The 22,370-nt window shown below is 40.9% G+C and carries 23 protein-coding genes and 1 pseudogene; 11 read left to right on the forward strand and 13 right to left on the reverse strand.

Annotated elements, in window-relative coordinates:
• The 7 genes from IE080_RS14950 to IE080_RS14980 all read right to left on the reverse strand — a co-directional run.
• Window positions 1–534, reverse strand: a 534-nt coding sequence (locus tag IE080_RS14950) for a carboxypeptidase-like regulatory domain-containing protein (RefSeq protein WP_189584356.1), incomplete at its 3' end; no start/stop codon positions are given.
• Window positions 535–571: 37 nt separating this feature from the next.
• Window positions 572–1,717 carry a hypothetical protein gene (locus IE080_RS14955; RefSeq protein ID WP_189584359.1) on the reverse strand — a complete coding sequence of 382 codons (1,146 nt, stop codon included), beginning with the start codon at window positions 1,715–1,717 and terminating at the stop codon, window positions 572–574.
• Window positions 1,718–1,786: 69 nt separating this feature from the next.
• Complete coding sequence (locus IE080_RS14960; protein WP_189584362.1) at window positions 1,787–2,047, reverse strand: hypothetical protein; 261 nt, start codon at window positions 2,045–2,047, stop codon at window positions 1,787–1,789.
• A gap of 186 nt (window positions 2,048–2,233) precedes the next feature.
• A complete protein-coding gene (locus IE080_RS14965; protein ID WP_189584381.1) occupies window positions 2,234–3,004 on the reverse strand; it encodes an ABC transporter substrate-binding protein in 771 nt (256 codons plus the stop codon).
• A 191-nt stretch (window positions 3,005–3,195) separates the two neighbouring features.
• Entirely contained in the window at window positions 3,196–5,664 is a 2,469-nt protein-coding gene (locus IE080_RS14970) for a bifunctional UDP-N-acetylmuramoyl-tripeptide:D-alanyl-D-alanine ligase/alanine racemase (protein ID WP_189584384.1), read from the reverse strand.
• Between the two features lie 8 nt (window positions 5,665–5,672).
• A complete protein-coding gene (locus IE080_RS14975) occupies window positions 5,673–6,728 on the reverse strand; it encodes a lysylphosphatidylglycerol synthase transmembrane domain-containing protein (RefSeq protein ID WP_189584387.1) in 1,056 nt (351 codons plus the stop codon).
• Between the two features lies 1 nt (window position 6,729).
• On the reverse strand, window positions 6,730–7,479 hold the full coding sequence (locus tag IE080_RS14980; RefSeq protein WP_189584390.1) for a segregation and condensation protein A: 750 nt from the start codon (window positions 7,477–7,479) through the stop codon (window positions 6,730–6,732).
• Window positions 7,480–7,657: 178 nt separating this feature from the next.
• Between IE080_RS14980 and dxs the strand changes: the two genes are divergently transcribed.
• The 3 genes from dxs (at window position 7,658) to IE080_RS14995 (ending at window position 12,374) form a co-directional block, all read left to right on the forward strand.
• Entirely contained in the window at window positions 7,658–9,571 is a 1,914-nt protein-coding gene (gene dxs / locus IE080_RS14985; RefSeq protein WP_189584393.1) for a 1-deoxy-D-xylulose-5-phosphate synthase, read from the forward strand.
• Between the two features lie 10 nt (window positions 9,572–9,581).
• A complete protein-coding gene (locus IE080_RS19755; protein ID WP_189584580.1) occupies window positions 9,582–9,650 on the forward strand; it encodes a DUF2442 domain-containing protein in 69 nt (22 codons plus the stop codon).
• Between the two features lie 138 nt (window positions 9,651–9,788).
• Window positions 9,789–12,374: a M14 family metallopeptidase gene (locus IE080_RS14995; protein ID WP_189584396.1), complete on the forward strand. Its 2,586-nt coding sequence runs from the start codon at window positions 9,789–9,791 to the stop codon at window positions 12,372–12,374.
• 465 nt (window positions 12,375–12,839) lie between these two features.
• On the opposite strand, the gene IE080_RS15000 is transcribed toward IE080_RS14995, so the two are convergent.
• Complete coding sequence (locus IE080_RS15000) at window positions 12,840–13,343, reverse strand: hypothetical protein (protein ID WP_189584399.1); 504 nt, start codon at window positions 13,341–13,343, stop codon at window positions 12,840–12,842.
• A 58-nt stretch (window positions 13,344–13,401) separates the two neighbouring features.
• The gene (locus IE080_RS15005; protein WP_189584402.1) at window positions 13,402–13,911 is read right to left on the reverse strand and encodes a regulatory protein RecX; all 510 of its coding nucleotides are present in this window, start codon (window positions 13,909–13,911) and stop codon (window positions 13,402–13,404) included.
• 75 nt (window positions 13,912–13,986) lie between these two features.
• Between IE080_RS15005 and tpiA the strand changes: the two genes are divergently transcribed.
• Genes tpiA through IE080_RS15030 form a run of 5 tightly spaced genes read left to right on the forward strand, consistent with a single transcriptional unit; the run spans window position 13,987 to window position 16,343 of the window.
• On the forward strand, window positions 13,987–14,748 hold the full coding sequence (tpiA, locus tag IE080_RS15010) for a triose-phosphate isomerase (RefSeq protein ID WP_189584405.1): 762 nt from the start codon (window positions 13,987–13,989) through the stop codon (window positions 14,746–14,748).
• A 41-nt stretch (window positions 14,749–14,789) separates the two neighbouring features.
• A complete protein-coding gene (locus IE080_RS15015; protein WP_189584408.1) occupies window positions 14,790–15,041 on the forward strand; it encodes a type II toxin-antitoxin system Phd/YefM family antitoxin in 252 nt (83 codons plus the stop codon).
• Complete coding sequence (locus IE080_RS15020) at window positions 15,041–15,301, forward strand: Txe/YoeB family addiction module toxin (RefSeq protein WP_189584411.1); 261 nt, start codon at window positions 15,041–15,043, stop codon at window positions 15,299–15,301. Before IE080_RS15015 ends, IE080_RS15020 begins: the two co-directional genes overlap by 1 nt.
• A gap of 8 nt (window positions 15,302–15,309) precedes the next feature.
• Window positions 15,310–16,140, forward strand: coding sequence for a 50S ribosomal protein L11 methyltransferase (prmA, locus tag IE080_RS15025; protein ID WP_189584414.1), 831 nt, complete (start codon window positions 15,310–15,312; stop codon window positions 16,138–16,140).
• Window positions 16,137–16,343, forward strand: coding sequence for a hypothetical protein (locus tag IE080_RS15030; protein WP_189584417.1), 207 nt, complete (start codon window positions 16,137–16,139; stop codon window positions 16,341–16,343). Before prmA ends, IE080_RS15030 begins: the two co-directional genes overlap by 4 nt.
• A gap of 54 nt (window positions 16,344–16,397) precedes the next feature.
• Here the strand turns inward: IE080_RS15030 and IE080_RS15035 are convergent, their stop codons facing one another.
• Both IE080_RS15035 and ppk2 read right to left on the reverse strand, forming a co-directional pair.
• Window positions 16,398–17,180, reverse strand: coding sequence for a polyphosphate kinase 2 family protein (locus IE080_RS15035; protein ID WP_189584420.1), 783 nt, complete (start codon window positions 17,178–17,180; stop codon window positions 16,398–16,400).
• Window positions 17,177–18,022, reverse strand: a complete 846-nt coding sequence (ppk2, locus tag IE080_RS15040; protein ID WP_189584423.1) for a polyphosphate kinase 2 — start codon at window positions 18,020–18,022, stop codon at window positions 17,177–17,179. The genes IE080_RS15035 and ppk2 overlap by 4 nt, the downstream gene beginning before the upstream one ends.
• Before the next feature lie 302 nt (window positions 18,023–18,324).
• Here ppk2 and IE080_RS19680 point away from each other — a divergent pair, with 302 nt between their 5' ends.
• The gene (locus IE080_RS19680) at window positions 18,325–19,374 is read left to right on the forward strand and encodes a TonB-dependent receptor (protein WP_444543307.1); all 1,050 of its coding nucleotides are present in this window, start codon (window positions 18,325–18,327) and stop codon (window positions 19,372–19,374) included.
• Window positions 19,375–19,379: 5 nt separating this feature from the next.
• A pseudogene (locus tag IE080_RS19685) lies at window positions 19,380–20,345 on the forward strand (TonB-dependent receptor domain-containing protein); the annotation flags it as partial.
• 176 nt (window positions 20,346–20,521) lie between these two features.
• Here IE080_RS19685 and IE080_RS15050 read toward each other — a convergent pair.
• Complete coding sequence (locus tag IE080_RS15050; RefSeq protein ID WP_189584426.1) at window positions 20,522–20,773, reverse strand: hypothetical protein; 252 nt, start codon at window positions 20,771–20,773, stop codon at window positions 20,522–20,524.
• Window positions 20,774–20,843: 70 nt separating this feature from the next.
• Here IE080_RS15050 and IE080_RS15055 point away from each other — a divergent pair, with 70 nt between their 5' ends.
• Window positions 20,844–21,629 (forward strand): cation efflux transmembrane domain-containing protein, encoded by a 786-nt coding sequence (locus IE080_RS15055; protein WP_189584428.1) that lies wholly within the window; start codon window positions 20,844–20,846, stop codon window positions 21,627–21,629.
• A 129-nt stretch (window positions 21,630–21,758) separates the two neighbouring features.
• Here IE080_RS15055 and IE080_RS15060 read toward each other — a convergent pair whose 3' ends face one another.
• A complete protein-coding gene (locus IE080_RS15060; protein ID WP_189584430.1) occupies window positions 21,759–22,346 on the reverse strand; it encodes a hypothetical protein in 588 nt (195 codons plus the stop codon).
• Window positions 22,347–22,370: the final 24 nt, after the last annotated feature.

Here is a 22,370-nt window from a genome sequence, read left to right on the forward strand (position 1 = left end):
AAACGTATTGTAATGAACATCCCCATCGCCAGAGTCTTTATTTTTTTCAAAAAAAGAAGGATCATAGCCCGCATAATGCATATATCCCGCAGCCCTTGCAAAACCAACGTACCTACCATCCTCTTCTATTACTTCCTGGTAAAAGACATCAAACTCTAACGGATCCGGGTAGAAGGTATTTGACATATTTTCCAAAAATTTTCTCATTAAGTCCTTCACCGGATACCCCAGTACAATGGCAGCATTTAAAACCTTTTCTGTTTTTTGTAATCGGATCTGTAAGTTGGAGTCTTTCTTTAAATTCCCAACTTGATAGACCCTCGATTCATATCCCATAAATGACACCCTTAAGGTATCTGTTGCCCTTACATCAGACGGAAGCATAAAGGAAAAGGCTCCCTGTGAATTCCCAACCGCTACCTTAGATTGCCGTACCAATACCAAATTGGCGTGTGCAAGTCCCTCTCCTGTCTCAGCATCCATCACAATCCCTCTTAGGGATACCTGCTGTCCTATGACTGGAAAAATCATCATAAAAGAGCATAATAGGAGAAAAGTGATTTTTATCAACTTAGAACGATAATACATAAAACCCTTGCTTTTCGGCTGTTTCATCATAAAATCCATCTGCTATGTAACGTCTGTCTGCAACTTTACCAATCAATCTAAATTTGACAGGAACAGCTATATCCGAAACCAACTGCTCTGCCTCATAAATCTGTAACCGAAGCGGATTTTCCGACTCTTCACCAATTGTCTGATTGTTGGTTCCTGTTCTATACGTGCGGAATACGAGATTTGCCTCTTCATCCACAAAAATATCCTTGTAAAAGCCGTCCTTAAATCGGGATTGCCTATACAGGTCAGTATCAAATGCCACATCCAAGGTCCTGGTCTCTGGATAGGATGTACGCATATTTACTCCTGGGACTCCAAAGGTACCAACTAGACTTTTTGATGCATCATAAACATAAATGGTAGGATCTATCTCAAAGGTCAACCAATGCTTGCCAGAACTCCCTATATGGAAATCAAAAAAGATATGAAAAGGTACAAAACGGTATTGCTGATAAGTTTCTGGAAAATGATACAGCAATTCCTCCATTTTACCATCTCTTCGACTGATTTTGGCCACTAAAAATGCCTCTTTATAAAATGATGGATTGATAAATGCATTGAAAGTAGGGTGTTCACAGTCCACCTTTGCATAAAAATAGTCTCCCGACACAGGAAAATGGTCATTGTAATGCTGCAGTTCATACATCATAGTGGAACTGGCTACAGGATTTTGAATTAATTGATCTACTTCATAGGCTGCATCCGCATAGACGGTGTACTTTCTCTGAAACTTCCACTCTTTATCATGCTCATAAAATGTCCAACCCTCTCCTTTGACTGTAAAACCATATTCATGGGCACTAACCGAACTGATACTAGCCAATTCCTCTGGTCCTTGAAGGATTCTCAGTTCACGCTTGATAAAATTGCCCTCAGGAGAATAGGATTCTATAAACCCGTACAAATGGTCAATATATAAGACTTCACTGCCTGTCCATTCAAATCTTCCTACTTGCGAACTTCTTGAAGGTTGGATTAAAACCGTATCCAACTTTACCGAAAATTGATCATCAACACCTGTGACTAAAGCTGTGTTCTCTTTTTTACCACATCCATATAAGAACAGAAACGCTATGATATTAATGAATACTTTTCTCATACTGACTAATAATTGAATCAGTGAAAGTGATTATCACCCTCACTGATCCATAATTTAGATTTTTTTAATTTATTTCTCACAATCTGATAAACTGCCGCATGCTTTTCTAAATGAAATACATGCAACTGGTATACAGTCAAGGTTTTTACAACGTTTCTGCAGAGCACCTGATTCTCGAAGATTGTCACAACCTTTATCAATACCCTCTGCAATCACTTTAGCGAGTGATATGGCATCACTCAATGGATTAGGATCAGCTTGAACTTGCTGACTTGGAAGGAACGCGGTAAAGAATACTCCCAAGACGATAAGAAATGATAGTTTTTTCATTTGAAACGATAATTTGGTTGAAAACTTGACGACAGCCAACCGTTGACTGCCCAAGAAAAATAATTTTTCGGCGCCAATCTTTATCTTTCTGAACTAAAAATACCCCCCCAAACTATAAACGCAAATGCAGTTTGAAAATTTTTTACACTATTTTATCAAGTTGCTAATTTTCAATGAAAAAAAATTTTACACAACCCTATTTACCACATAATCAACAAAATACCGTAACCTACTCCCATACCAGGAAAACATTTCTCCATCAACCAATTGTACATGCGTTTGCGGTAAATGAGCGGCAAATTCATCGATGTGTTTTTGTTTGAAGGGAAAGGGTTCGGAACTTAGCAAAAGAAAATCAGGGGAAAGGGTTTTTAAATCCTCCAAGGAAAGTTCAGGATAACGAGGCTCCTGTACCAAGTTGGTAAATCCTGCTCTTCCCAACATATCATGGATAAACGTTTGGGTTCCTGCTGCCATAACCGGATCCTTCCAAATTAGATACACAGCTGTACCCTTGTTTTGCGGAGCAAGAGCAGCCATCCCTTGAAAGATTTCATTAATCAAAATATCAGCCTGAACAGTAGTTCCAGTAATCTTCCCTATTCCCCTCATCATCTCCAAAGCATCCTCCAAGGTATAGATATCACTCATCCAAACGGGATACTTCTTTTCTAAAAATTCTATTCCCTCTTGATAATTCTCCTCTTTATTGCCGATAATCAGATCGGGTTGAAGAGCGTTTATTTTGTCAAAATGAAAATTCTTAGTCCCTCCAATAATGGTTTTTTGCTTTTTGAGCCCTTGAGGATGCACACAAAACTTTGTTACACCCACAATTCTATCCTCCAAACCTAAATCCACCAACAATTCCGTCTGCGATGGCACAAGCGAAACAATCCGCTGAGGATACGCAGGGATGTGGATGGAGCGCTTCATTTGGTCGGTATAGATAGGCATATGGAATTTAGAATGAAGAATGAGAAATTAGGAGTTAAGAAATTGGTTTATTGGTTGATTAAGTGATTTGTTAATTAGTTGATTCTTAACTTCACTCTTTGGACAGAAATTTTCTATTCGAGTTTTTTTGCGTTTTCCGTGTGTTCTGCGAGCTTTTCTCTATCTAAACTCTCGTTTCTCGTATCTCGCCTCTAATCTAAATAATACACCCGTTTTACCCTTGTACTGATATTAGTCAAGAGTTCATAAGGAATCGTGCCTATAGCATTGGCAAGCGCCTTAAGGGAAATATCGGGTCCATAGATGATGACTTCATCTCCCTCCTGTGCATCGATATCGGTGACATCCACCATACACATATCCATGCATACATTACCCACTACAGGTGCTTTTTTGCCATGGATCAAGACAAAGCCTACGCCATTACTGAAGCGTCGGTCATATCCATCTGCATACCCTATGGCAATCGTGGCGATCTTCCCGCCTTTTGGTAAAATACCCTTTCTACCATACCCTACACTTTCATCGGGAGCAATGCTTTTGATTTGGGAAATGGTCGTTTTAAGACTCGAAATGGATTTTAAGGAAGTATCGTACCGTCCATTGACCTCTACCCCATACAAACCAATCCCAAGCCTCACCATATCGAATTGATAATCCGGAAACCTTATGATTCCTCCCGAATTTAGCGCATGCCTGAAAGGTTGAGTTCCTGTCGAATGAGCTATTTCTTCTGCCATTGCTTGAAATAAGATCAATTGCATCCGGGAGAAATCATCGTGAACATCTTCATCTGTGCCCACCAAATGTGTATAAACACTTGCGATGGTCAATTCCTGAAACTCCTGAATCATCGCTATTAATTGCGGTAAGTCTTCCTTTTTAAACCCTAAGCGATTCATTCCTGTATCCAAATCCAAATGAATGCGGATACTCGCTTGCTGATGTCGGCAAAACAAGCCCAAGTCTCTCATAAATTGAGGACTGTACACTACGGGTTCTAAGTTGAACGCCAATAATTGCCCGAAAGATTCTTGTACGGGATTGAGCACCATGATAGGAAGACGAATACCTGCTTCTCTAAGCATGATCCCCTCATCGCTGTAGGCTACCGCTAGGTAATCAGCTCTCAGTTGCTCGAGATGGTTGGCAATTTCTACAGCCCCTCCTCCATAGGCAAATGCCTTTACCATAACCATGACTTTGGTACTTGGTTTCAGCAGGGTTTTGTAAAAATTATAATTATGTGTCAGGGCATTCAGGTTGATTTCCAATACAGTCCCATGCACGCGCTGTTGAAGGCGGGCAATGATCGTTTCAAAAGCAAAAGCCCTGGCTCCGCTCACTAAAATCAGATCGTTTTGAAATTCTACAGAAGGCAATGCCTGTAGAAAATCTTCTGTATTGGTATGCGTCAGCATTTTTCCCGCCCAAGAGCTCCTCACCGCCTGAATTTCTTTACCAATCGCAATGAAAAGATCAATTTGATAAAAGTCGAGCAATCGACCTACTTCCTCATACACAAGGCTCGGATTGCCAACTTGTAATAAATCCGATAAAATAACTATGCGTCGTCTTTTTTGACGTTGGGCAGCCATAAAATCCAAAGCCAAGCGGAGACCTGCCAGATCATTATTATACGTGTCATCAATCAGCAAACAGTCACGAATGCCTGCTTTCAAAGTCAATCGCATTTCAACAGGTCTCAAATGAGTCAATTCCTGTTGAATCTGACCTGCCTGCAACCCCAAAACCAGCCCAGCAACGATGGCATGTCGGATATTTTCCAGGGAAGCTTCATCTGTAAATGGCACGGAAAAAGTAAACATACTCATATCCGGCTTAAGCAGAATGATTTTTGAGGAATTGGATTCCTTTTTCACTGATAACGTATAATCTGTTCCAGGATAGTCCGACCACGCAATCAATCGCTCATGGGCCATCACTTGTTCGAGATAAGAGGCTATGGCAGCATGCTCCTTCCGATAGATAAGGAATTTTGATTCGGCAAAGAGACTGGCTTTCTCTTGTAATTTTTGTGCTTGGGAATCAAATCCTTCTTCATGAGCTGTGCCAATAGTGGTAAAAATCCCAATATCTGGCCGAAGCATCGACTGAAGGCGGCTCATTTCTCCTTTTTTGGAAATACCCGCTTCCATCACAGCTACCTGATGATAAGGCTTGATTCCAAAAATCGACAAAGGTACACCTACTTGAGAGTTGTAACTTTTGGGACTTTTGGCCACGGCATAGTGCGCACCTAGGAGCTGTCCCAACCATTCTTTAACGATGGTTTTTCCATTACTTCCCGTAATAGCAATTAACGGTTTTTGGAATAGTGCTCGTTGGAAAGCTGCTAATTGCTGCAAGGCTTGATGGGTATCATTCACAGCAAATAGATAGATATCTTCAGAAATTCCTGTTGGCACTTCTTCTCCATGCCTGACTAAAAAGCCTTTGACTCCTTGATTGACTAGCTGTTGGATAAATTGATGTCCATCAAATTTGGCACCTTTTAATGCTATAAATAAGGTTTCTGATGGCTGATGAATGGTTCTCGAATCTGTACTAACCTGTGAAAATCGGCCATTCATCCCACCATTAATGACAGTAGCCGAGGTAATTTGTACGATCTCTTGAACACTGAAATCCTGTAACATGCTGGAATTTAAGATTCTTTTTTGACAAAGAACACCTGCTTAATCCACCGAGGTAAGAAAATCGCTCCCAATAACAAATACGGATAATAGGACAGCAACCTCCACAAAATACTTGTGACGAAGGTATATCCACCCAAAAACTCGGTGAAGAATTGGGTGAAAAAGAATTCCGCAGTACCACTACTTCCCGGTGTAGGAGAAATCATCATCACAATCCACATGATTACTTGCCTAGCAAATACAATGACGTGTTCATAGAAAGTCAAGGAATCATATGCTGAAATCAGCGCATTCAACATTAAATATCGGGAAGACCAAATAAAGATAGTTGCTCCCACGATTGGCGCCCAGTACTTGATGGTTTTTCCCTTCAACTCTTTGGATGCCTCGATGATTTGATTTCCATATTCATGCGCATCATATTTCCACTTTCTTAACCATTTGATGGAAAATAGTTTCACCAAAATCCATTTGAATACCCGAGGGCGGTAGAATAAGGCCGCCGCCATGACAATGGAATAGATGGCATACAGGGCATAGCTTGACCAAAACAAGACTTCCAAACTTTTACCTAGACGCATTTCCATCAGTCTACTTTCAGGAAATATATTTCCTTGGGCGAAATAAAGAATAATTGGAGCACCAATGACAAAGAATAAATTATCCAAAATGGCCGTGACCATGACATAGGCCATTGCTTTACCCAATTTGATGCCTTCCTTATTGAGAATAAATACTGCTACCGCTGTACCTCCAACAATGGACGGAGTCACTGCAGAGGCAAATTCCCACAAAATAATGACATATAAGGCCCGAGTCCATGTCAACTGCCTGTCAGTAATTTCACGAATTCTATATATATAGCCAGCATCTCTCCCCAAAATCACCAGAATGGCCAGGAAAATCCCGATGGGCGCTGCATCAAATACCCCTTTCAGTGTTTTGGCATTCACATTGGGGTCAGCGTAAAAGAGTCCAAAGACAATAGCAATCCCTATCAGTACCGGCACCCAAACCTTATTAGGATTTAAGGTTTCGAAAATCTTTTTGTTATCCAACTTCATATTAAGCAGCAGGCACTGTTTCTATTTTTTCTACCCAGAAATTATTAAAACCCTCTCCAATCACGATAGTAACCAAAGAAAGTTGCAGGAGTTCAAGAATTGCTAAGAAGGTATAAATGACGAATATTTTATCGGGCTTATAGCTAATAAAGTCCGAAAATGGAATTTTATTTTTAAAACTGATTTTTTCCAACACAAATTCTTTTTGCTGCTCTATGGTGTAAGGGTATTGAATCACCGTATGTTTGGTTTCATCTGTCCGGGAAGCATACTTGGACATCACCCGTTGAAATACCTTGAGTAATTTATACAGATCGATATCCTGCATCTCCGCTTCCACATCCTCTACCTTTGATAATTCCTTGAGCTCGGCAGCTATATTTCCTCTTTTTTCTTTGGAAAGGCGTAGTTCTTCCAAATTTGCCAAGTCTCCAATGACAGATTTGTATTTTTTGTACTCCAATAAATGCCGCACCAATTCTTCCCGAGGATCTATTTCCTCTCCTTCCTCATTGAGTTCTGGACGAGGTATCAGCATTTTAGACTTAATTTTCATCAACGTGGCCGCAAACAAGATAAATTCACTTGCCACCTCTATTTCCAACTTTTCCAATTGATGGATATAATCCAAAAAATCCTGGGTGATTTTTGAAATAGGAATGTCATGTATATCCAATTCATCTCGCTCGATGAAGAAGAGCATGAGGTCAAAAGGACCCTCGAAAAGCGGTAATTTAATTTCGAAACTCAACTATTGAATATTTTTATGTTAATTTTGCACCATCTTGAATCCAAAGATATTCAATAAATAGTAAATTGCTGGACCATGTTTCAAATGGTTTGAATTAATTTACGATTGTCTGGAGAAATATTGACGAACAAATCAAGCTCCAATTTGTTATTTTCTTCTATAAAGAAATAGACCGCTGATGATAATCCAACCAGGTAAATTACTTGCTCAGATCAACACACCCGATGATCTTAAAAATTTTTCCAAAGACCAACTTGTTCAAATCTGTGATGAACTGAGACAGTTTATTGTAGACAATGTTTCGGTGTATGGGGGACATTTTGGAGCAAGCTTAGGTGTAGTGGAATTAACCGTTGCTTTGCACTATGTGTTGAATACTCCGGATGATCAATTGGTATGGGATGTGGGCCATCAGGCTTATGGACATAAAATTCTGACTGGTAGAAAAGAAAAATTTCATACCAATAGAATTTATGGAGGTATGTCAGGCTTTCCCAAAAGGAAAGAAAGTGAGTACGACACATTTGGCGTAGGTCACTCCAGTACATCTATCTCTGCTGCCTTGGGTATGGCAGTTGCTTCCAAATACAAAGGTTTATCAAGGAAACAGCACGTAGCCGTCATCGGTGATGGCTCTATGACCGGAGGAATGGCCTTCGAGGCCATGAACCATGCTGGGGTTTCGGACACTAATATGATCATTATCTTAAATGACAATTGCATGTCCATTGATCCCAATGTAGGTGCATTGAAGGATTATTTAACTGACATTACCACTTCACATACCTACAATAAGGTCAAAGATGAGGTTTGGAATATTTTAGGAAAATTCAGCAAGTTTGGATCTTCTGCACAGGAAATCATTTCCAAAGTTGAAGGTGCGATCAAATCTGCGGTTCTTAAACAAAGCAACTTATTTGAATCCTTGAATTTGCGGTATTTCGGCCCTGTAGATGGACATGACGTGCACCATTTAGTAGAAGTACTATCAGATCTAAGGGATATTCCCGGACCAAAAATTCTTCACTGTGTGACAGTCAAAGGCAAGGGCTATGCGCCAGCTGAAAACGGTAATAAGACTACATGGCATGCACCAGGATTGTTTGATAAGGTAACGGGTGAGATTTACAAGAAAACTCCGACGAAACCACAAGCGCCAAAATATCAAGATGTATTTGGACATACATTGGTTGAGTTGGCAAAAGAGAATGACAAAATCATGGGAATCACTCCCGCTATGCCATCAGGTTCATCACTGAATATCATGATGAAAGAAATGCCTGACCGCGCATTTGATGTGGGGATTGCAGAGCAACATGCGGTTACATTCTCCGCAGGTTTGGCAACTCAAGGTTTGATTCCATTCTGTAATATTTACAGTTCATTTATGCAGCGTGCTTACGATCAGGTCGTGCATGATGTAGCTTTGCAAAACTTACAAGTGGTCTTCTGTCTAGATAGAGCTGGATTTGCAGGGGCTGATGGACCTACGCACCATGGGGCTTATGATATTGCTTATTTCCGTTGCATTCCAAATATGGTTGTGACCGCTCCCATGGATGAGGAAGAACTGAGAAATTTGATGTTTACGGCAACGAAATTCGAAGGCCCATTCTCTATCCGTTACCCAAGAGGTCAAGGTGTAATGCCAGAGTGGAGAACACCTATGAGAGAGATTCCTATCGGACAAGGTAGAATCATCAAAGAAGGTGAAGACGTTGCGATTTTAACCATTGGACATATAGGGAACTACGCAGTCGAAGCAACTGAAATGCTCGTAAAAGAAGGGTTAAACCCAGCGCACTATGATATGCGATTTGTAAAGCCATTGGATGAATCCTTATTGCACGAAGTGTTTGGCAAATTCAAAAAAGTAATTACGGTAGAAGATGGATGCCTGATGGGTGGATTTGGTTCTGCTGTTGTTGAATGGATGATGGATAACGGTTACCAGGCACAAGTGAAGCGGTTGGGTATTCCCGATAGAATTGTCGAACATGGAGAGCAAATCGAATTGCACAGAGAGTGCGGCTTTGACCCTGAAGGTATAGCAGAGGCTGTCAGAGAGCTAGCTGTGGTTACTATAAGGTAATTACAGATTAATAGGACAGGGAGAGGGCATACACTGGGAAAGCCTTGATGAAGATATACTTATAGAAGCCTTACTGTGAAAGCAGTAAGGCTTTTTTAGTTAGACTTAAGAGGAATTTCAATCCCGAACTTCTTCAAAAAATTAATTTATCTGTTTAATGTGTTGATTCTCTGAAATCTTGGTGTCATATTGTCATGTGATACAATGAATGCCCACTATGAAAAAAATCATTTTAGTAATTTCTCTGGCCTGCTTTGCATATAGCAACGCTTTTGCCCAAAGATCTCCCGAAGGAACTGCTGAAATTCCCTTATCTTATTACCTGCCCGAAGGATTCACCTACAACCCGGAGGTACCCACTCCCAAGTCTTTTTTGGGCTATGAAGTAGGTGAATGGACGATTGATTATGGACAAGTAATCCGGTACTTTGAGGCTTTGGCTGCAAGCAGTACTCGTGTTAGCTTGGAAGAGTTTGGCAAGAGCCACGAAAAACGTCCACAAATCCTATTGACCATTACAGCCCCTGAAAACTTTGGAAAGCTGGATGAAATCAAAGAAGATAGGCAGTCTCTCCGAGATGCTAAAGCAAGCATAGATTATGCAGCAATGCCTGTAGTGCTTCAAATGGGCTACAGCGTACATGGCAATGAAGCGAGTGCCATCAACTCCGCTGTACTGGCAGCTTACCATTTTGCGGCTGCCAATGAGGTGGCAGACGATCTCGAAAATATCATCGTACTTATCGATCCACTGTTGAATCCAGATGGCTATGCCCGTTATTCTACTTGGGTCAATGCACACCGCTCGATGAATCTAAACGGAGACCCAAACAATCGTGAACTGAGTGAAGCTTGGCCAGGTGGTAGAGGGAATCATTATTGGTTTGACCTGAATCGGGATTGGTTGCTTGTGCAGCATCCAGAATCCCAAAACCGGGTAGCTAAATTCCAGGAGTGGTTACCAAATATCTACTTGGATTTCCATGAAATGGGTACGAATACCACCTTTTTCTTCCAACCGGCCATTCCTTCCCGTGACCACCCACTGATACCAAAAAATATCATTGACATGACCAAGCGCATGGCGGATTACCATGTGAAAGAGTTTGACCAAAGCAAAGGCTTGTATTTTGCCAAAGAGCGCTTTGATGAATACTACTTTGGGTACGGATCTACATACCCTGATATCCAAGGTTCAGTAGGTATTCTGTTTGAACAAGCGTCTTCAAGAGGACACCTACAGGAAAGCGATTTTGGCTTACTCACATTTGCACATACAGTTAAAAATCAATTCAAAGCAGCTTTAAGCTCTTTTGCAGCGGCAGCAGACATCAAAGGAGATTTCAACAAGCTTACCCATGAATTCTATAAAGACGCAGCCAATATCGCTGCTTCCGACCCTGAAAAGGCCTATATTTTTGGTTCAGAAGTAGATGCAGCAAGGGGATATCATTTAGCGGACATCCTTCGTCAACATCAGGTAAAAGTATTTGAATTGAACGAGGACATCACTGTCAACGGTGTAGCCTACAAGGGAGGAAAAGCTTATATAGTGCCTACAGATCAGCCGCAGTATCGCTTGATCAAGGCTATGTTTGAGGTACGGAATGAATTTAAGGACAGCCTATTTTATGATGTCTCGGCTTGGACGCTACCCATGTCTTTCAATTTGGATTATGCTGGTCTCAATAGCCGAATTTATAATTTGGCCAATGTTAGCCCTATTCAAGAAGATTTTGCATTGACCGCAGGAGAATTGATCGGAGAAGATGATGCGGTCGCATATGCTTTTGGCTGGGAGTCTTATTACGCTCCCAAACTCACATTTGAACTCATTTCCAAAGGCTACCTAGTACGTACATCTACCGAACCATTAACTATCCCAACTGGCAAGCGCTTGAATAGGGGTAGTATCTTGGTAGGTTTGAAAAAAGATGCTCCCAAAAGCGATTGGTCCAAGCTTGAAAACGATTTGGACAGTCTAGCTAAAGTTACGGGGATAAATATCCATAAAATCAGTACAGGCTATACCGCAGGCTATAATGTGGGTTCGCCGACCATGCCGGTATTAAAAAAACCTGAAGTAGCGTTGGTTGTAGGAACAGGTGTGAATTCTTTGGAGGCAGGTGAGATTTGGCATTTGATGGATAAGCGTATGGACATGACAATTACCTTGTTGCCTATTGAGCGCATTGCCGGTGCTGATCTTAGTAGATACAATGTATTGGTAATGCCCAATGGAACTTACAATGCCTTGAATAAATCTCAAGCAGAAAAAATCAAATCATGGGTGGGTCAAGGAAATACCTTAATCGCACGTGGTAATGCCTTAAAATGGTTGAGTGAGCAAGAAATTGCCACATTCAAATTCAAGGAGGAGGACGAAAAGAAAGAAGAAGGATTGAAGCCTTACGCAGACTACGAGAAAAATACAGGAGCTCGATTGACCAGTGGAACCATCTTCCATGGAAAAGTGGATACGACACATCCATTGGGCTATGGCTTTGATCAGGAGAAAATCTACTTATTCAGAAACAATAACCTCTTCTTAGAGCCCGCGAAAAATCCTTATGCCAATCCTGTAACCTATACCTCTGAAGGATTGGCATCCGGTTACGTACATCCTGAAAACTTAGCAAAAGTAAAAAACACTGCTTCCACGCAAGTGAAAAAAGTTGGCAGTGGTAGAGTTGTAGGGTTTGTTGATAACCCAAATTTCCGTGGAATTTGGTTTGGTACCAACAAGCTATTCCTAAATGCTGTGTTTATGGGGCAGATAATCCAAAGCGGGACGGCTGATTAGGCTCTAGCAGATCAAGGGGATTTATCGGATTCCCGCAGATTTTATTGAATAGCATTGCAAAATGGTTGAGGATATTTTAAGTTCTCAGCCATTTTTTTTTACGAGATGCCGAGTGCTATTTTGGATGGGGTGGATGCTGGCATTTGACTATTTCCTTTTCTACAGATCACAAAAAAAGCATGCACTAAAGCAACAGCAGGAGGAGAAATTGGGGAGCTAGGGATAACCTATTCGTATGGTAAGTAGTATGGTTACCCCAAAATTCTCAAAGTCTAACGCCAAAGCCCAAGAGGTCGGAATTAGAAACTGACATCCATTCAAAAGAATGATAGCACTATTTTAGAAAATCAAAATTTATCACGTCCACCCTTTGGAAGCATGCCAACATTCCTGTGATGCTCATTCGTGTACCTGTCAGGCGGCTGTGGGCGGCAATCAATCTTTAGTAAAAAAACCTAGGCTGTCCTATGCGAGCTTGAGCTTTAATTCGCCTTTTCTTTTGACGATTTTGAGTTCGAAGTGTTGGTTGATAAAGGATTTGCAGTGATTCTCGGACCACTCTGCCCTACCTTCTCCATCGTATAATAAGGTCATACGAAGCATGGTCTTTACGTATTGCTCATACTGACCGAGTTCTCTGCACCAAGCTTGCATTTGAGCGGTCCAGTCATCTTGAAACTTCTCCAAATGTGTACGCCCATCAAACAAGATTTCTAATTGGTTGTCCTTGTTTTTGAAGCGGTAAATTCCGCAAAGTTGACGGTAAATCAACCGTAAACGGTCCACTGGATAATCGTAGGTGTCCAAAATCTGAGCAAAAGTAGTATCCATTAGCATCAGAGGGTTGTAGAGCTGCGTATAAGATTTCCTCAACTCATACACCATCAAATCAAGCATTGCATCTTCCAATTGAGATTGCGCTTGTCTCAAAATGTAATTTTTGTCTAAAGGGAATAACTTTTGAATCATTTGACCGTCAAATATTTCGCAAATTAGAAGATTTCACGCAATAATTAAAGTGTTTGTTCTATTTTAACTCCTCTATTTCAGCAAATGCAGCCTGAATCAGGTCTTGTTCAAAGCCCCTACCCACTAAAAACTGTTGAACTTTCATTTTCCTTGGGAAAGGATCCAACTTCTCCAAGCTATTCCATTTCTTTTCCGCTTCCTGTTGGAGAATCTTAAAATACTCATCAGCTTCTATTTCCTTCATCCCTGTGGCAATGCAGCGATCTGATATTTTTTTGAATTTCAGGGCTTGACGAATCTTGATCCTGCCCCATTTTTTGAGCGAAAACTTCCCTCTTACAAAGGCCTGTGCAAAGCGTTCTTCATTCAAAAATCCTTCTTCAATCATCAGGGCAATCAGGTCTTCTGCCTGATCTCCATGAATTCCTCGCTCAGCTAATCGTACGCGCACTTCCTGCTGACAGCGTTCCTGATACGCACAAAAAGCAGCTATCTTCACTTTCGCTTCCGAGAGTGACCAGTACTTTTTAGCAGGCTCCGAACCGTATTCTTTTCTTGGGAAGGACATTTTGTGTAATTTAGCCATCCAAAAGTAAGGCCTTATGCCACTTTTTTCAAATCTTTCATTAAACCATTACATACCATGCGTAAGAAAATTGTAGCTGGAAACTGGAAAATGAACCTTGGCTTTGACGAGGGACAGAAACTCACTTCCGAGATTGTTAACATGCTGAAAGATGAGCAGCACAGCGATGTCACTGCCATCTTAAACCCTCCATTTGTTCATTTATACCCGGTCAAAAAGCTTATTGGAGATACTCCAAACTTATTTTTGGGAGCCCAAAATTGCTCGGATAAAGCCTCAGGTGCTTATACTGGAGAGATTGCCGCATCAATGCTAGCATCATTTGGAGCTTCATTTGTGATCTTGGGACACAGTGAGCGCAGAGAATATTTCAAAGAATCCAACGAGCTACTGACAGAAAAAACCAAGCAAGCCCTGGCAAATGGTTTGACTCCTATCTTCTGTTGTGGAGAACCTTTGGATATCCGTGAAGCAGAAACGCATGAGGAGTATGTGAAAAATCAACTAACGGAAAGTTTATTTGGATTTTCTGCCGAAGAAATCTCCAAACTCGTGATTGCATACGAGCCTATCTGGGCTATCGGTACGGGTAAAACTGCCTCTTCTGATCAAGCACAGGAAATGCATGCTGCCTTGAGAGGTCATTTTGCTTCGAAGTATGGACAGGAAGTTGCCGATAATCTATCCATCCTTTACGGTGGCAGCTGTAATCCGGGCAATGCCAAAGATATCTTCTCCAAGCCTGACGTGGATGGAGGGTTGATTGGAGGCGCTTCTTTGAAATCAAGAGATTTTGTGGATATTATTAAGTCCTTTTAAGTACGGAAAAAAGTACGTAATTTTGTCCAAAATAAACTTCCATGATAGCAGCAAACTATTCCGAATTCAGAACAGGTTTAAAAAATTTTCTTGATCAGGTAGAACAGGAAAATGAGATTTTGATTATCAAACGAAAATCAGGTAAAGGGGCTGTTGTGATCTCTCTTGAAGAGTATAATGCTATCATGGAAACTCTTCATTTATTAAGCTCTAAGAAAAACGCCGATAGATTGTATGAGTCTATCGAACAAATGAAAGCAGGCAAAATCTTACATCCTACCTTAGAAAGCTGATGAAACTAGCCTTCACCTTACACGCTTGGGAAGATTATAATTATTGGCAAAAAGTAAATCCCAAAATGGTGAAGAAAATTAATGAGTTAATCAAAGTTATTCTCCGAACGCCCTTTGAAGGAATAGGGAAACCTGAACCTTTAAAACATGATTTAGCAGGTTTTTGGTCCAGAAGAATTGATCAAGAACATAGAATTGTCTATCACGTAGATGGCTTAGGGATTACAGTCATTTCGTGTAGATTTCATTACGATAGTTAATACTCCCCATGCAATACCTAGAATTTAAAATTTCCTGCGCTGAAGATTTTCGTGAAATATTGATAGCGGAACTGTCTGAAGTTGGCTTTGATTCTTTTTTGGAGACTGATACGGGCTTTGACGCTTATATTCCAGAAGATCAATTAGACCGCAGTACCTATGATGAGGTGATTGCTCGCTATACTTCGGTGGCGGCTATCGAGGTAATTGAAGGAAAGATGGCAAAAGTCAACTGGAATGAGGAATGGGAAAAACACTATGACCCAATCATGGTGGAAAATCAAGTATACGTACGGGCTTCTTTTCATGAGGAAAAACCCGAGTTTCCTTACCAAATCCTGATCAACCCGAAAATGTCTTTTGGGACCGGTCATCACGCGACAACCTATTCTATGATTGCCCATCAGCTGGAGACACATCACCAAGGTAAGCGAGTACTGGATATCGGAGCTGGAACAGGTATTTTGGCCATAATGGCACATTTGCTGGGAGCATCTGAGGTGGAAGCTTTTGATATCGATGAATGGTGCGTGGAAAATGGTGATGAAAACTTTACCCTCAATGGCATGTCCCATGTAAAAATGGGTAAAGGCACCGTAAGAGACGTAAAACCTCAAGGAACCTACGACATTGTCTTGGCTAACATCAATAAAAATGTACTTTTAGATGAAATGGAAGTGTATGGCACGCTGGTAAAACCTACTGGATTCCTTTTGCTAAGTGGTTTTTACGAACACGACATTGCAGATATCCAAGCAAGTGCTGAAAAAGAAGGCTTCAAACTTCTGGGCAAAAAAGTAAAGGATAACTGGACTGCCTTAAAGCTTCAAAAACTATGAATGAACTGATCATTTACGGGATCTTATTTTTGGCTTTGATCGGACATACACTATTAGCTGGTAAAATGTATCGAGCAGTACATGCGGATAAAAGTCTAAGCCTCCATGAAAAGAACGACTGGAAGCTTAAAGCACTGATATTCCCTGGGTATTTTTGGGGGAAGTATAAAAGCTCGCAAAAGCGCGGAGACGCAAGGAAATGAATAGTTAAATCCCCTTTTTATCAGCAATTAAATGCTTAACAAAGCCTTATGAAATCACCCCTCCTTATAAGGAAACAAAGAAAGCAAATGCTTAGCTGCTAAGGTGATTTCTTCTTGGCGCCTTTCTACGGAGATTTCAACCCATGGGGCGTGAAGGGTGTCGGTCTGTTCAAACATGGCCTTTTTGTAGGACTCAAACTGATCCCACAGATCATAGGACTCAAAATCCAAGGGCAATAGTTTCCATTTGGCTAAAGGATCTTTTTGGATTTCAGCCATTCGCTTTTGCTGCTCTTTTTTGCTGACTGAGAAATAGAATTTCACCAGATGATAGCCGGATTCCACCAACATCTGCTCGAAGCCATTGACTTGCTTGATGAATAATTCATACTCTTCCTCGGTACACAATCCATGAATGGGTTCAATCAAGGCCCGGTTATACCAACTACGATCCCAAAAAACCATTTCGCCCGGTTGAGGCAACTTAGCAACAAACTTTTTGAAATACCACTCCCCCGTCTCCAATTGTGTGACATGCGGAAGATTGACCTCAATCCGGTAATGTCTTGGATTATTATGGGACAAAATCTTACGAATAATCCCACTTTTCTCAATGGAAACACCTCCGTGGAAAAGTAAAATCAGCTTTTTACCTTGTTCGATAAGCCATAGTTGGAGCCTTACCAACTCGGCTTGAATTTCCCGAAGTTGGATTTCTGCTTTTGCAGCTTCCAATGCCTGTTGAACATCTACCTTTTTATGAGCGAGTAAGTGCTTCAACCCAATCTTGCTATTGAGTATTTGTAGGTCTTCTTCTGTCAATGCTAGCTTACTCATAGGTCAAGTTTTTTGGATTTTCTGAAATATTTATAGACCACATTCGGGTCGTGCTGCAAGGTGGCTTTCGTGCTGCCCTTGCCTTCGTAGTCAAACTGAGATAACACATACCTCAAACTTTCCAGCCTTGCTAATTCTTTATTGTTCGTTTCCACGATCACCCATGGACTATAAACCGTATGCGTATCCGTAAACATTTGCTCCTTGTAATGTGTGTTTTCATCCCATAATTCCTGCCCTTTCAAATCCACAGGGCTGAATTTCCAGTTCTTTAAAGGGTTTTCTAATCGGGAATCGAAGCGCTTTTTTTGCTCATCCTTGCTGATATCAAACCAAAACTTGATCAACTTAATACCGTCTTCGTGGAGCATGTATTCAAAACTAGGCACCTCCGACATAAAAATATGGTACTGCTCTTTCGTACAGAAACCCATCACCGGCTCTACTACTGCACGGTTATACCAACTTCTATCAAAAAACTTGATTTCCCCCCTGTTGGGTAACACTTCTATGTATCGCTGAAAATACCATTGACCTTTTTCAATATCCGTTGGCTTGGTCAATGCGACCACACCTGAGGCATGTGGATTCAGATGCTCTACAAAACGCTTGATGGAACCACCTTTTCCGGCGGCATCCCTACCTTCAAAAATCACAGCCACCCGCAATTGATGCTGAATGATATGTTGGAGAAGCAAAGCCAACTCCGTCTGCAACTCCCGCAGCTCCTCTTCATAGGCAAGTTTTTTCAAGGTTGGTTTTAAATTAACGCCTTCTGACTTGGCCAAAGCTATCAATTCCTTCCGAGTTTGGACTTTCTCCAAATGTTTGAGTTTAAACATAGTACTTAGGTTTGACTAAATTTATAAAAAAATTTCAATAATCAATCAAGATTGATCAAAGTGCGATTCATTTGATGAACTAGCAACTCCAAAATCAAGTTATGCTTCTAAACTCTTTGAACTATCAAGTTTTGAAAAGCGTCCAATCCTTCAAGAAATATTTCCTGCTAGCTTTAATCCTCACTTGCTTCCAAAGTGTGGCTCAGCAAACCATTCAAATTTTAGACAAACAATCCCAAGAGCCCCTTCCTGGTGTTTTTGCAAAAGCAGGTCAGCAAGTGCTGATTTCTGACAGTGACGGGATGATTCATTTCAACTTCCAAGAAGGCGATTGGATATCGTTGAATCATTTGGGATATGAAAGCCTGATTGTCAAGTTTCAAAAAGACATAGACCAAATTTTTCTTGTCCCCTCCGTCACTGGATTATCAGAAGTTGTGGTGAGGGGATTTGATTCTGAACGTCCCTTACTTGAGCAAGCCGGAGCAATTGTTCAGGTAAAAGAACATGAACTGTACCGATTCAATGAAAACTCCATCTTAAGTGCCTTCAACACCAAACCAGGGATTCGGGTAGAGCAGCGGGCACCTGCCAGTTATAGAATTTCTATTCGGGGTAGCTCCTTGCGCTCCCCATTTGGTGTGCGAAATGTAAAAATTTATTGGAATGACATCCCTTTTACATTCGCTGACGGAACTACAGACCTGAATATTTTGGACTTGACCAATATCCAGCAATCAGAAGTCATCAAGGGTCCATCGGGAAGTATCTTTGGGGCAGGAAATGGGGGCGTTGTTCGCTTTGAAAGCAAGCAGCAAGTCTCCGAAAACTATATTTCCTCAGATGTGGGAATAGGAGACTTTGGGCTTTTCCGCTATCGTGTCGGCATAGAGCAGCAATTGGAAAAGGGCAGCATTTCCGCTTCTTATGTACATCAACAATCCGATGGATATCGAGAGCATAGTGCGATGGACCGAAAGGTCGTGCAAATTGCTTATAACACTGCTATTTCTAATAAGCAATCCATCCAAACCCAAATCCTATATTCTGACCTCAATTATCAAATTCCCGGCGCATTGACGCCTGCACAATTGGAAGCTGATCGCAGACAAGCAAGGCCTGGTTCGGTGGATCAGAATAGCTCCATTGCCCAACAAACGCTATTTGCGACCTTTAGACACGAAGCTACACTGAATAGTCGCTGGAAAAAAACTACTGCTTTGTATGTCAATACCAAAGAATTTGAAAACCCATTTATTTTGGATTACAAGCGGGAAACAACCTTTAGCTATNAGGAGAATATCAGTATGGGAATACTGTTGCCCAGAATTTTGGGAATAGAAATGGGGTAGCGGATACCGTTAGGTTTTCGGATGACTTGATTACCACGCAGGCATTTCTATTTCAGCAACTAGAGTTGGACTGGACTTCCAAATTACGGATGACTATAGGCCTTTCTGAGAACTTTAGTCGCTATGATATCAACCGAAGCATCGATGCCAGTACTAATGACCCATCATCCAATGTAAGAAGATTTAATCCATTGATAATTCCACGTGTAGCATTGGTCTATCGGGTAAATGAAAATTCCGGAATTCATGGCAGCATCAGCTCTGGCTTTTCGCCACCAACTATCGCAGAAGTGCGAACCAATGAAGGCAGTATCAATTTAGATCTAGAGGCAGAGAGAGGAGTCAATTATGAAGTTGGCTACCGCACCCAATGGGGAATTTTTAACGTAGATGTAACCGCTTTCTACTTCCAGCTGGATCAAACTATTACTACGTTTACCAATGAGCAAGGAGTAGTGCTTTTTCGCAATGCAGGAGCTACCGACCAAAGAGGTTTAGAGGCTAGTCTGGATTATGTACCATTTAGAAATCAAAACACTTGGATTCGTGAAATAAGGCTCAATCATGCCTATACAGGACATTACTTTGAATTTGCGCGATACGAAAGCAGGGGTATAGATTTCTCAGGCAATCAGCTCACAGGCGTTGCACCGCACACTTTGGTAAACCTTTTAGATATTCGGAGCAAGTCAGGAATCTATTTGAATTTCACCCATCAGTTTGTGGATGAAATACCTTTGAATGATGCCAATACGGTATTTCAAGAGTCTTACCACTTAGTGGGTTCACGGATAGGTTGGAGAAATACTTTTAAGGGTAGATGGGATGTGGAAGTCTACGGAGGAGCCGATAATTTGCTAGATGAGACTTACAGCTTGGGAAATGATCTGAACGCTTTTGCCAATAGATTTTACCAGCCAGCACCTGGGAGGAATTTTTATGGTGGGCTGAAAGTGGGTTTCCGGTATTAAAAGAACCACGTAGGGAACATAGGTTTAGGGATAAAACATCTTAGATTGAAAAAATAGATCAAGTAAATAGCTGGTATTTACAAAGCTATGGTGATGGAAAATAAAAAGTAAAAATTGTTAGTTCGGGGAGCTCACTTTTTGGAAGAACATCTAGATTGAATGAAAAAACAGAGAAATCAACCTACTCTGGACTCGGAGAAGAGGTCGTAGGCGGCGATAAGGGATTGTCTTTCAGGAGTAGTACCGTATTTATTGTATGAATTGATTTCGAAGCGGTTTTCTACATAGACAGGGATATAGCGATGTTCTAATTCATCCCAAATGATTAACAAATAAACATAGGGCATGACGGATGCACGGCCTTTTTCCAGCCAAGCATCGAATTGATCTTCATCTAAGGGTAAAGGGTAATCAGGGCTATCAAACATGATAAAATCATTAATTCGTCAAATATAATCCGAGGCAGCGTGTATATTGCTAAAATTACGATTGATTTCCATGTATAAAGCAACATTTATCATCACAAAAATGGATTGTCCTTCGGAAGAAACGCTTATCCGAATGAAATTAGCTTCTTTTGATACGATTCAACAGTTACACTTTGATATTGCCCAACGTAGATTGGAGGTATTTTTTACTGGGGATATCGCACCTATTGAGAAGGCAATCGACGAATTGGGCCTGGGAAGTACATTAGCAGAAACCCTTGATATTTTAAGTTCGGAAGTCCCTCAAGAAAGTCAAGAGCGAAAACTGCTTTGGACTGTTTTAGGAATCAATTTCGGTTTTTTTGTCATTGAAAGCATTACCGGTATCATCTTTAAATCTATGGGTTTAATTGCCGATAGTTTGGACATGTTAGCAGATGCGGTTGTGTATGGGCTAGCTTTAATAGCAGTAGGAAAAGCAGCAACTACCAAAAGAGCTGTTGCAAAAGTGGCAGGAGTTCTCCAAATCATGTTGGCTGTCCTCGGATTTATGGAAGTAGTCAGGCGCTTTTTTGGAGTGGAGACCATTCCTGATTTTCGATGGATGATAGGTGTTTCTTTCTTTGCTTTACTTGCAAATGCCTATTGCTTATATCTCTTACAAAAAAGTAAAAGTCAGGAGGCACATATGAAGGCTAGCATGATATTTACTTCCAATGACATCATTATCAATTGTGGGGTAATGCTAGCGGGCATTGCTGTAATTTACTCTGGTTCAGCTATTCCTGACTTGATTATAGGTGGAATTGTATTTTTACTCGTCTTGCAGGGAGCTATCCGTATTTTAAGGCTATAAAAAAAGAGCCGAAAAACGCTGGCCCTTCTATATATCTACGAAAAAATTGCTTATTCACCCGTTGCAAACATACCGAAACTCCCTAAACCAAAAAATACCTAAAAATAGGTATTTTTCACTTTTTCGAACTTATTCTTCTTCCTGTTCTAGTGAAGTCTCTGGGTCTGAAACGGTATATAATTTCCACCTTCTCTCCTCCGTATCAAAGTACGTTCGCTCATCTGGAAATTCGATAAATTCCTCTTTACCAGAATTTTGAGGATAGTAAGGACTGAGGTCCTCACCTTTGATCATTAAGTCAAAAAGCATCATACTCTTTTCGAGCATTTCAGGAATTTCAAATTTCCATGTTCTAAAAATTTCTTCGTAATACGTAATGTTTTTTTCTGCATCTCTTTGTACACGGATGGCTAAAGCTACCTTTTTCTGTTTCAAAGAAGGTGCAATTCTTGAAATCATGTAATATTCGTAACCATCATGCGGGATATACGCCTCAAGGGTGTAATCCAATACCAGTTTGGAGTAATACTCATCAAATACCTCGTCAAACTTATTTTCATGTGTCCCTTTTTTAGGCAAATGACCAAAGTAACGAACTGTAGATAAGAGAAGCGCCTGCTGTTCCTGTTTGGAAAGATGATTGGAAGGGTCGTAAGGCTCCTTCGTTTGACAGGCAACGAGTACAAATAATAACAGAATGGATACGTAAAGCTTCATGTGTGTAGTAGTGATCTAATGAAA

Origin of the sequence: Mongoliitalea lutea, from assembly GCF_014652135.1 — a bacterium.
Lineage (GTDB): Bacteria > Bacteroidota > Bacteroidia > Cytophagales > Cyclobacteriaceae > Mongoliitalea > Mongoliitalea lutea.

Bases quoted from the DNA above. Each gene is read 5' to 3' on its own strand.
- IE080_RS15000 (WP_189584399.1), bottom strand. From the start codon at position 13,343: ATGATTCAAAAGTTATTCCCTTTAGACAAAAATTACATTTTGAGACAA.
- ppk2 (WP_189584423.1), bottom strand. From the start codon at position 18,022: ATGTTTAAACTCAAACATTTGGAGAAAGTCCAAACTCGGAAGGAATTG.
- IE080_RS15005 (WP_189584402.1), bottom strand. From the start codon at position 13,911: ATGTCCTTCCCAAGAAAAGAATACGGTTCGGAGCCTGCTAAAAAGTAC.
- IE080_RS15015 (WP_189584408.1), top strand. From the start codon at position 14,790: ATGATAGCAGCAAACTATTCCGAATTCAGAACAGGTTTAAAAAATTTT.
- IE080_RS15050 (WP_189584426.1), bottom strand. From the start codon at position 20,773: ATGTTTGATAGCCCTGATTACCCTTTACCCTTAGATGAAGATCAATTC.
- IE080_RS15035 (WP_189584420.1), bottom strand. From the start codon at position 17,180: ATGAGTAAGCTAGCATTGACAGAAGAAGACCTACAAATACTCAATAGC.
- IE080_RS14960 (WP_189584362.1), bottom strand. From the start codon at position 2,047: ATGAAAAAACTATCATTTCTTATCGTCTTGGGAGTATTCTTTACCGCG.
- tpiA (WP_189584405.1), top strand. From the start codon at position 13,987: ATGCGTAAGAAAATTGTAGCTGGAAACTGGAAAATGAACCTTGGCTTT.
- IE080_RS14955 (WP_189584359.1), bottom strand. From the start codon at position 1,717: ATGAGAAAAGTATTCATTAATATCATAGCGTTTCTGTTCTTATATGGA.
- IE080_RS15030 (WP_189584417.1), top strand. From the start codon at position 16,137: ATGAATGAACTGATCATTTACGGGATCTTATTTTTGGCTTTGATCGGA.
- IE080_RS15020 (WP_189584411.1), top strand. From the start codon at position 15,041: ATGAAACTAGCCTTCACCTTACACGCTTGGGAAGATTATAATTATTGG.
- IE080_RS15055 (WP_189584428.1), top strand. From the start codon at position 20,844: ATGTATAAAGCAACATTTATCATCACAAAAATGGATTGTCCTTCGGAA.
- IE080_RS14975 (WP_189584387.1), bottom strand. From the start codon at position 6,728: ATGAAGTTGGATAACAAAAAGATTTTCGAAACCTTAAATCCTAATAAG.
- dxs (WP_189584393.1), top strand. From the start codon at position 7,658: ATGATAATCCAACCAGGTAAATTACTTGCTCAGATCAACACACCCGAT.
- IE080_RS14970 (WP_189584384.1), bottom strand. From the start codon at position 5,664: ATGTTACAGGATTTCAGTGTTCAAGAGATCGTACAAATTACCTCGGCT.
- IE080_RS15060 (WP_189584430.1), bottom strand. From the start codon at position 22,346: ATGAAGCTTTACGTATCCATTCTGTTATTATTTGTACTCGTTGCCTGT.
- prmA (WP_189584414.1), top strand. From the start codon at position 15,310: ATGCAATACCTAGAATTTAAAATTTCCTGCGCTGAAGATTTTCGTGAA.
- IE080_RS14965 (WP_189584381.1), bottom strand. From the start codon at position 3,004: ATGCCTATCTATACCGACCAAATGAAGCGCTCCATCCACATCCCTGCG.
- IE080_RS14995 (WP_189584396.1), top strand. From the start codon at position 9,789: ATGAAAAAAATCATTTTAGTAATTTCTCTGGCCTGCTTTGCATATAGC.